This window comes from Marinobacter oulmenensis (assembly GCF_014201735.1).
GTDB classification, from domain to species: domain Bacteria; phylum Pseudomonadota; class Gammaproteobacteria; order Pseudomonadales; family Oleiphilaceae; genus Marinobacter; species Marinobacter oulmenensis.
The window spans coordinates 16,632-31,415 of sequence record NZ_JACHFE010000011.1; the positions used below are offsets into that span (position 1 = coordinate 16,632).

General features: G+C 60.2%; 12 protein-coding genes and 3 tRNA genes. 4 read left to right on the forward strand and 11 right to left on the reverse strand.

Going from position 1 to position 14,784, the window contains the following annotated elements; translation table 11 throughout:
* Positions 1-8 precede the first annotated feature (8 nt).
* The 3 genes from oadA to dbpA all read right to left on the reverse strand — a co-directional run bounded on the left by oadA (position 9) and on the right by dbpA (position 3,670).
* On the reverse strand, positions 9-1,790 hold the full coding sequence (oadA, locus tag HNR38_RS16305) for a sodium-extruding oxaloacetate decarboxylase subunit alpha (RefSeq protein ID WP_183706304.1): 1,782 nt from the start codon (positions 1,788-1,790) through the stop codon (positions 9-11).
* A 43-nt stretch (positions 1,791-1,833) separates the two neighbouring features.
* Complete coding sequence (locus tag HNR38_RS16310) at positions 1,834-2,085, reverse strand: OadG family protein (RefSeq protein ID WP_183706306.1); 252 nt, start codon at positions 2,083-2,085, stop codon at positions 1,834-1,836.
* Between the two features lie 214 nt (positions 2,086-2,299).
* Complete coding sequence (dbpA, locus tag HNR38_RS16315) at positions 2,300-3,670, reverse strand: ATP-dependent RNA helicase DbpA (RefSeq protein ID WP_183706308.1); 1,371 nt, start codon at positions 3,668-3,670, stop codon at positions 2,300-2,302.
* Between the two features lie 106 nt (positions 3,671-3,776).
* On the opposite strand from dbpA, the gene HNR38_RS16320 reads away from it, so the two are divergent.
* Positions 3,777-4,316, forward strand: coding sequence for a DUF2058 domain-containing protein (locus HNR38_RS16320; protein WP_183706310.1), 540 nt, complete (start codon positions 3,777-3,779; stop codon positions 4,314-4,316).
* 331 nt (positions 4,317-4,647) lie between these two features.
* Here the strand turns inward: HNR38_RS16320 and HNR38_RS16325 are convergent.
* The 6 genes from HNR38_RS16325 to alaS form a co-directional block, all read right to left on the reverse strand.
* Positions 4,648-4,724 (reverse strand) — tRNA-Arg (locus HNR38_RS16325).
* A gap of 214 nt (positions 4,725-4,938) precedes the next feature.
* Positions 4,939-5,015 (reverse strand) — tRNA-Arg (locus HNR38_RS16330).
* 40 nt (positions 5,016-5,055) lie between these two features.
* A tRNA-Ser gene (locus HNR38_RS16335) sits at positions 5,056-5,145 on the reverse strand.
* A 127-nt stretch (positions 5,146-5,272) separates the two neighbouring features.
* Positions 5,273-5,470, reverse strand: a complete 198-nt coding sequence (gene csrA, locus HNR38_RS16340; protein ID WP_183706312.1) for a carbon storage regulator CsrA — start codon at positions 5,468-5,470, stop codon at positions 5,273-5,275.
* Between the two features lie 155 nt (positions 5,471-5,625).
* Positions 5,626-6,870 carry an aspartate kinase gene (locus HNR38_RS16345; RefSeq protein ID WP_183706314.1) on the reverse strand — a complete coding sequence of 415 codons (1,245 nt, stop codon included), beginning with the start codon at positions 6,868-6,870 and terminating at the stop codon, positions 5,626-5,628.
* A 102-nt stretch (positions 6,871-6,972) separates the two neighbouring features.
* Positions 6,973-9,603, reverse strand: coding sequence for an alanine--tRNA ligase (gene alaS, locus HNR38_RS16350; RefSeq protein WP_183706316.1), 2,631 nt, complete (start codon positions 9,601-9,603; stop codon positions 6,973-6,975).
* Positions 9,604-9,744: 141 nt separating this feature from the next.
* Here alaS and HNR38_RS16355 point away from each other — a divergent pair, with 141 nt between their 5' ends.
* A complete protein-coding gene (locus HNR38_RS16355; RefSeq protein ID WP_183706318.1) occupies positions 9,745-10,284 on the forward strand; it encodes an RDD family protein in 540 nt (179 codons plus the stop codon).
* A 17-nt stretch (positions 10,285-10,301) separates the two neighbouring features.
* On the opposite strand, the gene lptG is transcribed toward HNR38_RS16355, so the two are convergent.
* Positions 10,302-11,363 (reverse strand): LPS export ABC transporter permease LptG, encoded by a 1,062-nt coding sequence (gene lptG, locus HNR38_RS16360; protein ID WP_183706320.1) that lies wholly within the window; start codon positions 11,361-11,363, stop codon positions 10,302-10,304.
* Entirely contained in the window at positions 11,356-12,459 is a 1,104-nt protein-coding gene (gene lptF, locus HNR38_RS16365) for an LPS export ABC transporter permease LptF (RefSeq protein ID WP_183706322.1), read from the reverse strand. The genes lptG and lptF overlap by 8 nt, the downstream gene beginning before the upstream one ends.
* 215 nt (positions 12,460-12,674) lie before the next feature.
* On the opposite strand from lptF, the gene HNR38_RS16370 reads away from it, so the two are divergent.
* Together HNR38_RS16370 and HNR38_RS16375 are read left to right on the forward strand one after the other, a co-directional pair.
* Positions 12,675-14,165, forward strand: a complete 1,491-nt coding sequence (locus HNR38_RS16370; protein WP_183706324.1) for a leucyl aminopeptidase — start codon at positions 12,675-12,677, stop codon at positions 14,163-14,165.
* Positions 14,155-14,670 (forward strand): DNA polymerase III subunit chi, encoded by a 516-nt coding sequence (locus HNR38_RS16375; RefSeq protein WP_183706326.1) that lies wholly within the window; start codon positions 14,155-14,157, stop codon positions 14,668-14,670. The genes HNR38_RS16370 and HNR38_RS16375 overlap by 11 nt, the downstream gene beginning before the upstream one ends.
* Positions 14,671-14,784 lie beyond the last annotated feature (114 nt).

A 14,784-nucleotide genomic window follows, 5' to 3' on the forward strand; every position in this document is an offset into this window, starting at 1 on the left:
GCTGGCCCTTATGCGATTGTCAGCATTTCATCGTCGGGAGAGACGGCGTCACCAACCTTGATGAAGACTTCGCCGATGGTACCGGCTTTGGGTGCACGAACCTCGGTTTCCATCTTCATGGCTTCGAGGATGATCAGAACATCGCCCTCTTCCACGGCGTCACCCGGGGAAACCAGGACCTTGAAGATGTTGCCGCCCAGCGGCGCCACCAGAGGTTCACCTTCGCCGGCAGCGGGTGCCGCAGCCGGTGCAGCGGAAGCATCCGCGCTACCTTCACCCTGGATCTGGGAAATCTCCCCTCCCTCGGAAACAGCCACCACATACTTCTGGCCGTTCACTTCGACGGTGTAGGTTTCCGGACCACCGGCTTTCTTCGCCGGAGCGACGTCGTCGGCGCTCGGTACCGGCTCGAAGGCATCCGGGTTGTCCCGGTTTTCCAGGTACTTCAGGCCGATCTGCGGGAACAGCGCGTAGGTCAGCACGTCGTCCACGGAGTTCTCGGCGAGTTTGAAGCCTTTTTCGTCGGCCAGCTTCTGCAGTTCGTCGGTCAGCTTGTCCATTTCCGGCTCAAGCAGGTCCGCCGGACGACAGGTGATCGGCTCGGCACCATCCAGTACCCGCTCCTGCAGTTCCTTGTTGAACGGCGCCGGCGCGGAGCCGTATTCGCCTTTCAGGATGGCAGAGGTTTCCTTGGAGATGGACTTGTAACGCTCGCCGGTCAGAACGTTCAGTACCGCCTGGGTACCTACGATCTGGGAGGTCGGCGTGACCAGCGGGATGTAGCCCAGGTCTTCGCGGACTTTCGGAATTTCAGCCAGCACGTCGTCAAATTTGTCGGCGGCGTTCTGCTCTTTGAGCTGGCTTTCCATGTTGGTCAGCATGCCACCCGGCACCTGAGCCAGCAGGATGCGTGAATCCACGCCCCGCAGACTGCCTTCAAATTTCGCGTACTTCTTGCGCACTTCGCGGAAGTAGGCAGCGATTTCCTCAAGCAGGTGCAAGTCCAGACCGGTGTCCCGGTCAGTGCCTTCCAGAATGGCCACAACAGATTCTGTCGGTGAGTGGCCGTAGGTCATGCTCATGGAGGAAATGGCGGTATCGACGTTGTCGATGCCCGCTTCCGCCGCTTTCAGTGCTGTTGCGGTGGACATGCCGGTGGTCGCGTGGCACTGCATGTGCACGGGCACACTCAGTTCTTTTTTCAGCCGGGTGACCAGTTCGTAGGCCACATACGGTTTAAGCAGACCGGCCATGTCCTTGATGGCGATGGACTCAGCACCCATGGACTCGATTTCCTTGGCCAGGTCCACCCACATGTCGATGGTGTGCACCGGGCTGGTGGTGTAGGAAATGGTGCCCTGGGCGTGTTTGCCGGTCTTGCGCACGGCCTTGATGGCGGTGTCCAGGTTACGGGGATCGTTCATCGCGTCGAAAATACGGAACACATCCACGCCGTTTTCAGCGGCACGATCAACAAACCGCTCAACCACGTCATCCGCGTAATGGCGATAGCCCAGCAGGTTCTGGCCACGCAGCAGCATCTGCTGGGGCGTGTTGGGCATGGCTTTCTTGAGTTCGCGGATACGCTCCCAGGGGTCTTCGCCCAGGTAGCGGATGCAGGAATCAAACGTGGCACCGCCCCAGGATTCAAGCGACCAGAAGCCGACCTTGTCGAGCTTCTCGGCGATGGGCAGCATGTCATCAAGCCGCATCCGGGTGGCAAGCAGGGATTGGTGGGCGTCACGCAGAATTACGTCCGTAATCCCCAGCGGTTTCTTGGTGTCAGTCATCGTGTCAGCCTTCTGTTAAAAGGTTCTATTCTCTTGTTTCGGGTCACTTCTTGTGGCGTGCCCGATATTGTGCAATCGCCTTCTTTATGGCCTCGGCGGTATCGGGGTTAACCGACGTCGGCGCCTTGGGCTTGGCACGTGGCCTTGAGGCCGGGGTCGCCGGCTCTGGCGGGGCAAACCGCAGAATAATCTTGGACATCAGGCCCGTTGCGAAGACCAGAACAACGAGGAACGCAAACACGAACCCCATGCCCGCAATCATCAGGTCGACGGCTTGTGACATCAGATCTGTCATAGCGAACAGCTACCTGTATTGTTGGATGTTATTTACCCAATTTACTGCGTAAGACCAAAGTCCTATGGCATACGCAGGCAAACCGGGTGGCAAAATCCCGCATAATTTACCGTTTTAGTCATGCCCCGGCAACCAAAAGGCAGTTTTCCATACGGGTTTTCCGAGGCTGAACACAGCCGTCAGAGCGCCCGCCTGGCAGCCTGCCGTGCGGGTTTCAGGCAAACCGGACCGGTATCCGCCGCCCTTTGATTTTTCCTTTTTCCAGACGCTTGAGCGCTTTACCGGCCTGGGACCGTTCCACCGCAACAAAGCTCTGGAACTCAAACCGGTCGATCTTGCCAACGGCATCGCCCGGCAGGCCCGCGTCTCCGGTCAGGGCGCCCAGAATATCACCGGGGCGCACCTTGTCCTTGCGCCCGCCGGCAATGCACAGCGTCTGCATGGCGGGTACTACCGGCTGCTCCGGCGTGGCCATCAGTTCATCACTGTCACCCCAGGTGACCGTTTCACCCCGGGCTTTTTCCAGTTGAGTGATCTTGTGCCCCTTCGCCGGCGTGCAGAAGGTAATCGCCCGGCCCGGCTCTCCTGCCCGGCCGGTTCGCCCCACCCGGTGGGTATGGACTTCCGGGTCGCGGGCCGGCTCGGCGTTGATCACCAGCGGCAGCGCTTTGATGTCCAGCCCGCGGGCGGCCACGTCTGTCGCCACCAGCACTGCACAACTCTGGTTACCAAACCGTACCAGCACGCTGTCCCGCTCACGTTGTTCCAGATCACCATGCAGGGCCAATGCGGAAAAACCATGGGCGCGCAGGGTTTCCACGGTGTCATCACACTGCTGTTTGGTACTGCAGAACACGATGCAGGACGCCGGCTGCCACCGGGACAGAGCGGCCATGATGCCCCGGTCGGTATCGCTGGCCGGAATCTCGTAGAACAGCTCCTCAATATCCGGACGATCATCACCCGCAGCCACCCGGACATCCACCGGATCTTTCTGGTACCGGCCGCTGAGCTCCCGGATCGGCTGGGGCCAGGTGGCGGAAAACATCAGGGTCTGCCGGCCGTCCGGCGTGTGGCTGAGGATATCCTCGACCGCCTCCTGAAAGCCCATGTCCAGCATGCGGTCCGCCTCATCCAGGACCACCGTGGTTATCTTTTCCAGGGTCAGCGTGCCTTTGCGCAGATGGTCCTGCACCCGCCCCGGCGTGCCCACCACGATGTGGGCTCCATGACTCAGGGAGCCAATCTGTGGTCCGATGGGAACACCGCCACACAGCGTCAGCACTTTGATGTTGTCACGGGCACGCGCCAGCTCCCGCAGGGACTTGGTCACCTGGTCGGCCAGCTCCCGGGTGGGACACAGCACCACCGCCTGAACGGCAAACAGTCGCGGCTTCAGAGCCTCAATCAGGCCAATACCGAAAGCCGCTGTCTTGCCGCTGCCGGTCCGCGCCATGGCAATGACGTCCTGCCCGGCAAGGCAGGGAGGCAAGGCTGCGGCCTGGATATCGGTGGGCTGGCTGAATCCCAGCTGGCTGAGGTTATGGAGCATGGAGGGCGAGAGCCCGAACGGCTTGAACGACATAAAGGAAATTCCCGGCAACCGTGGCAGACGGTTATAGAAGGTGTGAGTTCCGGCGTATACTACACCAAGCGAATTCATATGTTGGCATTTATGAACGGAGTGATTGATGGCATCCCTGCAGGATCAGTTATTGAAGGCCGGACTGGCCGATGAAAAAAAGGCCAAGGCCATTCGCAGCGAAAAACGCAAAAAGCGCAAGCAGCAGCCCAAAGGCGCGGTCGAAGTCAGCGACGCTGAAATCCAGGCGCGCAAGGCCCGCGAGGATAAAGCCGAGCGGGACCGGCAACTGAACCTCCAGCGCCAGCAGGAGGCGGAAAAGAAAGCCATCCAGGCCCAGATCCGCCAGCTTGTCGAGACCAACCGCCTGGACCGGAGCCGGGGTGAAACCTCGTATCAGTTCGTGGACGGCAGGAAGATCAAGAAAATCCTGGTGGACGACACCATGGTGGATCAGCTCTCCCGCGGCCGGCTGGCCATTGTCTGCCTGGGCGATGAGAACTACGAGGTGGTTCCGGACAAGGTGGCCCGCAAGATCATGGAGCGGGACGAAGCCGCCATCGTGGTGCTGCATGATCGTCAGCAGGACGACGCCGGCGAGGACGACCCTTATGCAGGGTACGAGATTCCGGACGATTTGATGTGGTGATCGGCCGCCTCCGCGTTGCTTCGGCGTTCCTCAGCCCGCTTTGCGGGCTGAGGTCGAACCTTTTATCGGTTCGAACCCTGTCAGAATGCGAGATCTGTAAATAAAAAGCCCCGCACAAGGCGGGGCTTTTTATTTAATATGGCGCGGCTGGGAGGATTAGGCGGGCCTACGGCCCTTCCCCCTTCGGGGCCGCCGTCGCATCGCGCCGGCGTTCCTACGCACACTTCGTGCGCTACGGTCGAACCTCTTTCGGTTCAAATCCTCCCAGCCATACAAAGCAAAACGCCTCAGCCTGTGGGGAACACAAACTGAGGCGCTTCGACTTCAATTATGGCGCGGCTGGGAGGATTCGAACCTCCGACCGCCTGGTTCGTAGCCAGGTACTCTATCCAGCTGAGCTACAGCCGCTTGAAACTTTTTCATCCTTTCCAATTTGGCAGTTAGCCTTTTGGGAGGATTATTCGGGCCTTCGGCCCTCACCCCTTCGGGGTCGCCTTCGCTTCGCTCCGGCGTTCCTCAGCACTCTTCGCGTGCTTCGGTCGAACCTCTTTCGGTTCAAATCCCATCTGACTTTAGAGAAAGTCTCAATGTCAGCGGGTTACGAAAGAGCGTTCCAAAATAGTGGCGCGGCTGGGAGGATTCGAACCTCCGACCGCCTGGTTCGTAGCCAGGTACTCTATCCAGCTGAGCTACAGCCGCGCATCTTATTGCCCGCTGTCTTTTTCCATAAAAGGAAAAATGGCGGAGAGGGAGGGATTCGAACCCTCGGTACGATTGCTCGTACGGTTCCTTAGCAGGGAACTGGTTTCAGCCACTCACCCACCTCTCCGTGACAACGGCGCGTATACTACCATAATTTTTCTGTTTTCATAGGGTTGACACGAGATTTTTCGAATCGATTTTCCTCTGAAAACAAAAAAGCCGTCCGGGTCGCCCCGCACGGCCTTGTCAGCTGATCAGCTATTACCCGGTTCCGGCTCGTCGCCGTCTTTTTCGGTCTGAATCCGCTGATAGATTTCTTCACGGTGCACCGCTACGTCTTTGGGTGCGTTCACACCGATGCGTACCTGGTTGCCCTTCACCCCCAGAACAGTGACGGTAATCTCGTCACCGATCATCAGGGTCTCGCCGACTCGGCGGGTCAAAATCAACATATCCCTTACTCCCTATCCAAAGCTACCTGTTCCGACAACATTATTATGTACCGGTTGTTTTTATAATGGGATCACCGGTCACGTTGAAGCCGCAATAATACTTATATAAGAAAGTTTTTCCATAGATTTCTTCAATGGGTGTCATGGGGCGGCGTTCAGCCCCAGGCACTTTCCTGTACCGGCGGCTTATCCAGCTCAAACGCAGCGTGCAGCGCACGAACGGCCAGCTCCAGATACTTTTCATCGATCACTACGGACACTTTGATCTCCGAGGTGGAGATCATCTGGATGTTAATGCCTTCGTCAGACAGGGCTTCAAACATCCGGGTGGCAACACCGGCGTGGGAACGCATGCCCACACCCACAATGCTCACTTTGGCAATACGGGTATCGCCAGCCACTTCACCGGCGCCGATGCCAGCGGCGATCTTCTCCAGCACTTCCTGCGCCCGGTTGAAGTCGTTGCGATGCACGGTAAACGTAAACGCGGTCTTGTTATCCTGGCCCACGTTCTGGACGATCATGTCCACTTCAATATTGGCATCACTGACCGGCTTGAGAATGCGCAGTGCACTGCCCGGAGTGTCAGGAACTCCGGAAATGGTGAGCTTCGCTTCATCACGGTTGAAAGCAATGCCGGAGACAACCGGTTGTTCCATGGCGTTATCATCCTCAAAAGTAATCAGGGTTCCCTCGCCTTCCTCAAAGGAAGACAGCACCCGTAACGGAACATTGTATTTACCCGCAAACTCGACCGCGCGAATCTGCAGCACCTTGGACCCGAGGCTGGCCATTTCCAGCATTTCCTCGAAGGTGATTCTTTCCAGGCGGCGGGCCCCATCCACTACCCGCGGATCGGTGGTGTACACGCCATCCACGTCGGTATAGATCTGGCACTCATCGGCTTTCAGGGCGGCGGCCAGCGCCACCGCCGTGGTATCGGAGCCGCCACGACCGAGCGTGGTGATATTCCCCAGTTCGTCGATGCCCTGGAATCCGGCCACCACAACCACCCGGCCACCGTCGAGATCCTCGCGCATGCGCTGCTCGTCGATCTGCTTGATCCGGGCCTTGGTGTGGCTGCTGTCGGTCAGGATCCGAACCTGGCCACCGGTATAGGAACGGGCATCGCAGCCGCGCTTCTGCAGCGCCATCGACAAGAGCGCGATGGTGACCTGCTCACCGGTGGACACCAGCACGTCCATTTCACGGGGCGTGGGCTGGGGCATGATCTCATTGGCCAGCCCGATCAGGCGGTTGGTTTCGCCACTCATGGCGGAGACCACCACCACCACATCGTGCCCTTCCTTGCGGAACCGGCACACTTTCTCGGCCACCGCTTCAATCCGTTCGGTTGTGCCGACGGACGTACCACCAAATTTCTGAACCAGCAGAGCCATGTTTCCCTAACTCCGAAACGGGTATTCACAGCAGGCGTCTTCGCCCGCCATCCAAAAAAACGGGCGGCATTATAAACTGCCGCCCAGTCCCGAAAACAGCTTTTATGACAGGTTCTGTTCAACCCATCCCGGAACCCCGGCCAGGGCATCCGCCAGCTTTCCGGGATCATTGCCACCGCCCTGGGCCATGTCGGGGCGTCCGCCGCCCTTACCATCCACCTGAGCCGCCAGGTGCTTCATCAGGTCACCGGCCTTGATGCGATCGGTCGCAGACTTGGTGACACCGGCGATCAGTACCACCTTGCCGTCGCTCACGGTAGCCAGTACCACAACGCCTTCGCCCAGCTTGTTCTTGAGCTGATCGGCAGTTTCCATCAGAGCTTTGCGGTCGGCGCCGTCCAGTTCAGCGGCGACCACTTTCAGGCCGCCAACATCCACGGCCGAGCTGGCCAGGTCAGTACCGGCGGAGCTCGCCAGTTTGGCCTTGAGAGCATCCACTTCTTTCTCGAGCTGACGGTTGCGATCCAGGGCCTGCTGAACCTTCTCGACCACAGATTCGCGGGTTCCGCGCACCAGCCGCGCAGTTTCGCGCAGGGTATTCTCGGTTTCATCCAGCCATTCCAGGGCACCGAAGCCGGTCACCGCTTCAATACGGCGAACGCCGGAGGAAATGCCGCTTTCCGAGGTAATGCGGAACAGGCCGATGTCACCGGTCCGGCTGACATGGGTGCCGCCGCACAGTTCCACCGAGTAGTTTTCGGTACCCATGCTCAGTACCCGCACTTCATCACCGTACTTCTCGCCAAAGAGCGCCATGGCGCCTTTTTCCTTGGCGTTTTCCATGTCGGTGATGTCGATCTCGACCGGGGTATTCTCAAGAATCTGCTCGTTCACCTGGTGCTCGATTTCCTTGAGTTCCTCGGGAGTCAGGGCCTCGAAGTGGGAGAAGTCGAAACGCAGCTTGTCAGGATCCACCAGGGAACCTTTCTGGGAAACATGCTCACCCAGCACCTTACGCAATGCAGCGTGCAGCAGGTGCGTCGCCGAGTGGTTGCGCTTGGTCCGCTCGCGGCGGGCGTGATCGATGCGGGCGTCAACTTCCAGCCCCGGGAAAATCTCGCCTTCGACCAGGGTGCCCACGTGCAGGTGGTTGTCACCTTCCTTGCGGGTATCGGTCACCTGGAAGCGGCCACCACTCCAGGTCAGCAGGCCGGTATCGCCAACCTGACCACCGGACTCGGCATAGAACGGGGTCCGCTCAAGCACGACGACACACTCGTCGCCGGCTTCCGCTGTGCGCTCCTCGCCACCGACGAGCACGGTGCGGATGCGCTCATGGCCATCGATGTGATCGTAGCCGGTGAACTCGGTCTTGCCCTCGATAGTGATACCGGCGGCGTTGTAGTCGATACCGAACTTGCTGGCCGCCCTGGCCCGCTCCCGCTGGGCTTCCATCGCCTTTTCATAGCCTTCGTAATCCAGGGTCAGGCCGCGCTCACGGGCGATGTCGTTGGTCAGGTCCACCGGGAAGCCGTAGGTGTCATACAGCGTGAACACGGTTTCGCCGGGGATTTCGGTGCCCTTGAGTTCGGCAATATCCTGCTCCAGCAGGCGCAGGCCCTTGTCCAGGGTCTTGGCAAACTGCTCTTCTTCCTGCAGCAGCACCTTTTCAATCTGTTTCTGGCTGGCCACCAGTTGCGGATAGGCCTCGCCCATCAGATCAACCAGCGCGGCGGTCAGCTTGTAGAAGAAGGTGTCTTTGGCGCCCAGCTTGTTGCCATGCCGGGCTGCCCGGCGAATGATCCGGCGCAGCACAAAGCCCCGGCCCTCGTTGGAGGGCATCACGCCGTCGGCGATCAGGAAGGCACAGGAACGGATGTGATCAGCCACAACCCGCAGGGACGCTTCGTTGGTTGGCACACCGCCAAGCAGATCGGAGGCCGCTTTCAGCAGGTCCTGGAACAGGTCAATCTCGTAGTTGCTGTGCACGCCCTGCAGCACGGCGGTGATCCGCTCCAGCCCCATGCCGGTGTCCACGGACGGCTTGGGCAGATTCATCATCTCGCCGTCGGCCGTGCGGTTGTACTGCATGAAGACCACGTTCCAGATCTCGATGTAACGGTCGCCGTCTTCCTCGGGGCTGCCGGGAGGGCCACCGGCAACATCCGGGCCGTGATCGTAGAAAATCTCGGTGCAGGGTCCACAGGGGCCGGTGTCGCCCATCTGCCAGAAGTTATCCGAGGCAAAACGGGCGCCTTTGTTATCACCAATGCGCACGATACGGTCCGCCGGAACGCCGATCTCCTGGTTCCAGATATCGAACGCCTCATCGTCTTCGGCGTACACGGTCACCCAGAGTTTTTCCTGGGGCAGGTTCAGCCACCGCTCACCGGTGAGGAAGGTCCAGGCAAAGTTGATGGCTTCGCGCTTGAAGTAGTCGCCAAAGCTGAAGTTGCCCAGCATTTCAAAGAAGGTGTGATGGCGGGCGGTATAACCGACGTTTTCGAGGTCGTTGTGCTTGCCGCCGGCGCGCACGCACTTCTGGGAAGTGGTTGCCCGCGTGTAGTCGCGCTTTTCCCTGCCCAGGAACACGTCCTTGAACTGGTTCATACCTGCGTTGGTGAACAGCAGCGTGGGATCGTCTGCCGGCACCAGTGAACTGCTGGGCACAATGGCATGGCCCTGCTGTTCGAAATATTTGAGAAAAGCCTGTCGCAACTCAGCGGTCTTCATAGCCCTTTGATACCCTCTCAGAAACCCGGCGGAGACGCCGCCCGGTCCGCGATTGAACATGATTACTTACATGCGTGTGCAAATCCGCTACTCTAGCACACGCCGAGAACGGGAAAAACGTGAAACCCCACAGGAGAACCAATGCCCCGACGCTTTCATGACGCCGAGGAACTGCTTCCGCCAGCCACTGCTCTCAAGCGCGCGTTGGCCATTATCTACGACGGTCTGATCAGCATTGCCGTGCTGCTGGTCTGCACCTGGATCTACACCATGATTGCCGGCTGGATGACGGGCTGGGACAAATACGAACAGATGGCCGAAGCCGGTCAGATCTCCGGGGACCCGGGCCTGACCTTCGTGCTGTTTCTGGTGCTTTACCTGTTCTTCGCCTACTTCTGGACGCGCATCGGCCAGACTCTGGGCATGCAGGTATGGAAGATCCGCATCGAAAATCTGGATGGCAGTTCAGTGAGCTGGACCCAGTCCCTGTTCCGCTATGGCACTGCGGCCCTGGTGGTTTTCCTGACCATGCTCGGCGCGCACTACCTGGGCGCCGTGACACTGCTGCTTACGATCCCCGCCATCATCGCCCTGTTCTACCCGATCAATGGCCTGTCCCTGACCGACCGGGCCTCAAACAGCGTGGTCGTGCAGCTTCCAAAGGCACCGAAGAAAGCCTGACAGCAACTCCGGGCCGGCTAACCGGCCCGGCGCATCAGCGCAGCACCCACCAGACCGTTGATCACGATCGGCGCCAGCACCGCCAGTACCGGATTGAAGCCGTAGACCATACTCATCGGCCCGAGCAGATCCTGCATGTATTTGAACAGCAGCCCCACCAGCAGGCCGGTAAACACCCGGAATCCCATGGTGACGGATCGCAGCGGGCCGAACACGAACGAAATCGCCACCAGCACCATCACCGCCGTACCCAGCGGCATCAGTGCCTTCTTCCAGAACGCCAGCCAGTAGCGGGAGGCACTGAGGCCCTGTTCACCCAGGTACGTCGCGTACGTATACAGCCCGGACATCGACAGGTTTTCCGGTTTCACAATCAGCACACTCAGCACGTCCGGCGACAGCCCGGTTTCCCAACGGAGCTGACTGCTGGTCTCACGCTCCGTGCGTTCCTCGCCGATACGGGTGGTGGTGACATTCTGCAGCAGCCAGTAATCGCCCTGGTAAATAGCCCGGCGGGCGAAACTCGCGGACTGCAACTGGCGCTCGTCATCAAACCGGAACAGAGAAATCCCGTGCAGGACACCGTTGGGCTGCACCGCGTTCAGGTGCATGAAGGTATTGCCCTCCCGGTGCCAGACACCCTGGGCAGACGCCACATTGCGCCCGGCCCCCAGGGCCACGGCCTTTTCACTCTGGGCAATGCGCTCGGTGACCGGTGCCACATATTCCCCGATACCGACGCCCAGCAGGACCACAATCAGTGCCGGCTTCATGGCTGACCAGACAATGCGCCGGAGCGACACCCCGGCGGCCCGGATCACCGTCAGTTCGGAGGAGCTGGCCATGGTGCCCAGCCCCACCAGACAGCCCATGAAGGCGCCCAGCGGCAGGTAATCATAGATTCGCCTCGGCAGCGTCAGCGCCACATACCAGAGCGCCTGCAGGGTCTGGTAACCGCGCTCGGTGTCTTCCAGTTCGCCAATAAACGCAAAGATCACATCCAGCGACAGCACCACCAGCATGACCAGCAGCATGGCGCCGCCGACGGTGCGCATGATGTAACCATCAATCTTATGCATGGGCGGCCCCCTCTTTTTCCAGGCGCCGCCGGCGCAGCCAGGGCGGCCCGAACTGAAGCCAAAGCGCCAGCGCCAGGAACAGGGCGTGCACCCAGAGCATGCCGATCCACTCGGGCACCTTGCCGTCAGCCAGAAGGTCCCGGGCAACAATCAGCAGCCCCAGATAGGTGATGTACACCAGCATCGCCGGCAACAGATGGAAGAACCGTCCCTGGCGCGGGTTCACCCGGCTCAGGCGCACTGCCAGCAGGGTCACGATGGGGACAATCAGCGGCAGGGAAATCCGCCAGTGCAACAGCGCACGATCCTCGGGGTCGTCGGAATGCCACAGATCCAGGGTGCTGACGCCCTCCTCCAGCTCGTCGTCCTCGCCTTCGCCGCCACGAATCTTCAGGCCATAGGCATCAAAACGGGTTTCGCTGTATTCCAGTTGCCCCGGCTTGACCTGGAAACGGCCACCCTCTTCCAGCACCAGAAACCGGCTGCCGGTTTTCTCGTCTACCAGCTGGGAGCCGGACTCCGCGGTAATCAGGGTCACCCCTTCCTCGTTTTTGGCGTACTCGGCAATGAACACGCCCTGAAGCTGACGTTTGTCGTCGCTGAGGGATTCGGTGTAGGTCACCCGCTGGCCCGATGTCAGATCCTGGAAACGCCCGGGCGCCAGCATCTCGAACTCGGTGGCCTGGCTCTGCTCGTTGAAGATCCGCTCCACCTGCTTCATGCCCCAGGGCGACACCACCAGACTCATGGCACCGACCACCACCATGACCACCAGGGACCCGGCCAGGGTTTTGGTCACCAGCTGGCGGTCACTCACACCGCAGGCAAACAGCACCGTCATCTCGCTTTCCAGGTACATGCGCCCATAGGCCAGCAGGATGCCAATAAACAGCCCCAGCGGCAGGATCAGCTCCAGAAACCCGGGAAAACGATAGGCCATGATCGAGAACAGGACACCGGCGGCGATGTCGCCCTCGGCGGCCTGGCCCAGGTACTTGATGAAGCGTCCGCTCATGAACACCAGCAGCAGAATGCCGGAGACAGCGAGCATGCTGACCATGATCTGGCGGATTAGATAACGGAAAACGATAGTCAAGTCAGCTTCTCCGGCGGTACGCCAACGAAACATGAAGGATTGCGGAAAACTGCGCGTATTCTATGTAACCTTGCCCCTGAATGACAGCCACCCGCGCAATACCGTAAAGCGATGGTAACCATAGGCAGCCGAGGCTTGATTATTCCGGCCCTAGCCCCAATCCTAGACAGCACCATCGCCAGAGCGCGAACCCCTATTCGAGAAAAGGAGTTGCCATGAACGTCACTCTGACCAGCAAAGACATCAGCGCCACAAAGGCCGACTGTCTGGTTATCGGCCTGCCTGAGAAAGGCGACTGGCCCGAATCCACCCGCCAGGCGGATGAGGCTCTTGGAGGGCTGATAAAGCAACTCGAAAAAGCGGGCGACGTCTCCGGCAAGAACGCGACCGTGCGGCAACTGCCACTGACCGATCAGCCCTGGCACCGCCTGCTGATCGTCGGTACCGGCAAGAATGACGAGCGCACCGCCGCCCACTACCGTAAAGCGGTCACCGCTGCGGCCGGTGCCCTGAAAACCGGGCCGTCCCGCAATGCCCTGCTTGCACTCACCGATACCACCTTCTCCGGTGACGAAGCGGTGACGTCCGAAACCGCACGCCTGAACGTGATCGGCCGGATTCTGGAAGAGCAGTTCTACACCTTTACCGACTTCAAGAGTGACAAGCCCGAGTCCGCAAAACTCAAAAAAGTGTCGGTACAGGCCTCCGGCGCGGGCAAGGCGCTCAAAGACGCGCTCAAGCTGGGCGTTGCCACCGGCCGCGGCATGAACTACACCCGTGACCTGGGCAACACCCCGCCCAACGTCTGCCATCCGTCCTGGCTGGCCGATCAGGCCAAAAAGCTGGCCAAGGATCACGACTGCATCAAGACCGAAGTGCTTGATGAAAAGCAGATGGAAAAAATGGGCATGAACACCATTCTCGCCGTCGGCAAGGGCAGCAAGCAGCCGCCACGCCTGATCGTGATGGAATACCGGGGCGGCAAGGCCAAAGACAAGCCCTACGTGCTGGTTGGCAAAGGCATCACCTTTGACAGTGGCGGTATCAGCCTCAAGCCGGGCGAAGCCATGGATGAAATGAAGTACGACATGGGTGGCTCCGCCTCCGTGTTCGGCACCATGCAGGTACTGGCGGAAACCAAACCGAAGATCAACGTGGTCGCCGTTGTCGCGGCTGCCGAAAACATGCCGGACGGCGCAGCCACTCGCCCGGGCGACATCGTGGAAACCCTCAGCGGCATGACCGTCGAAATCCTCAACACCGACGCCGAAGGGCGCCTGGTGCTGTGTGATGCCCTCACCTACGTGAAGAAATTCGACCCGGCAGCCGTGGTGGACATGGCCACCCTCACCGGCGCCTGCATCATTGCCCTGGGCAACCACGCCACCGGCCTGCTGTCCAACAACGACGACCTGGCCAACGAACTGCTGGCCGCGGGCGAACGCACCGGCGACCGGGCCTGGCGTCTGCCGCTCTGGGACGAATACCAGAGCCAACTGGACAGCAACTTCGCCGACATGCAGAACATTGGCGGCCGCCCGGCAGGCACCATCACTGCTGCCTGCTTCCTCAGCCGGTTTGCCAAAGACTACCGCTGGGCTCACCTGGACATCGCCGGCACCGCCTGGAACTCCGGCAAGGCCAAAGGCGCCACCGGACGCCCGGTACCGCTGCTGGTCGACTACCTGATGTCCCATGCAGGGTAACCAGCCCTCCTCACCGGAATCCGGCAGCCCCGCTGCCGGCTCCTCCGGCCAGGGCCAGCAGTCCCGGAACCAGCGTTACTGGTTCCACATTCTGGCCCAGAACACCCCCGCCGCCAGGAACCTCCACGCCGCAAAACTCGTGGACAAGGCCTGGCGACAGGGTGATCGTGTCTGCATCGTCTGTGATTCCGAAGAACACGCCCGGGAACTGGATGACCTGCTGTGGAACTTCACCCCGGAAGCCTTCATCCCCCATACCGTATCCACCGCCCCGGCCACACCCGGCCCGGACCCGGTCGGCGTTCTCACCCACGCGCCGGTCAGCGATGACTGGGACACCGTCATCGTACTGTCTGCCACCCTCCCGGAAGACGCCCACCAGTACCGCCGCCTGGCCCTGATCGCCCACAACGACCCGAACGTGCTGAACCAGGCCCGGGGACACTACAAGCAACTGCGGGCCATGGGAATTGAAGCGCAGGTTCACGACATGCGGCGGCGGTGAGTTGGCGGTCCTGCCCACCAGTTACGAAGACTGTCCCAAGAGTAGCGATCAAAGCGAATAGCACTCCTATCAGACCTGCGGGTTTGGAGATGGCTTTCCAAAAATTTCGAAGGC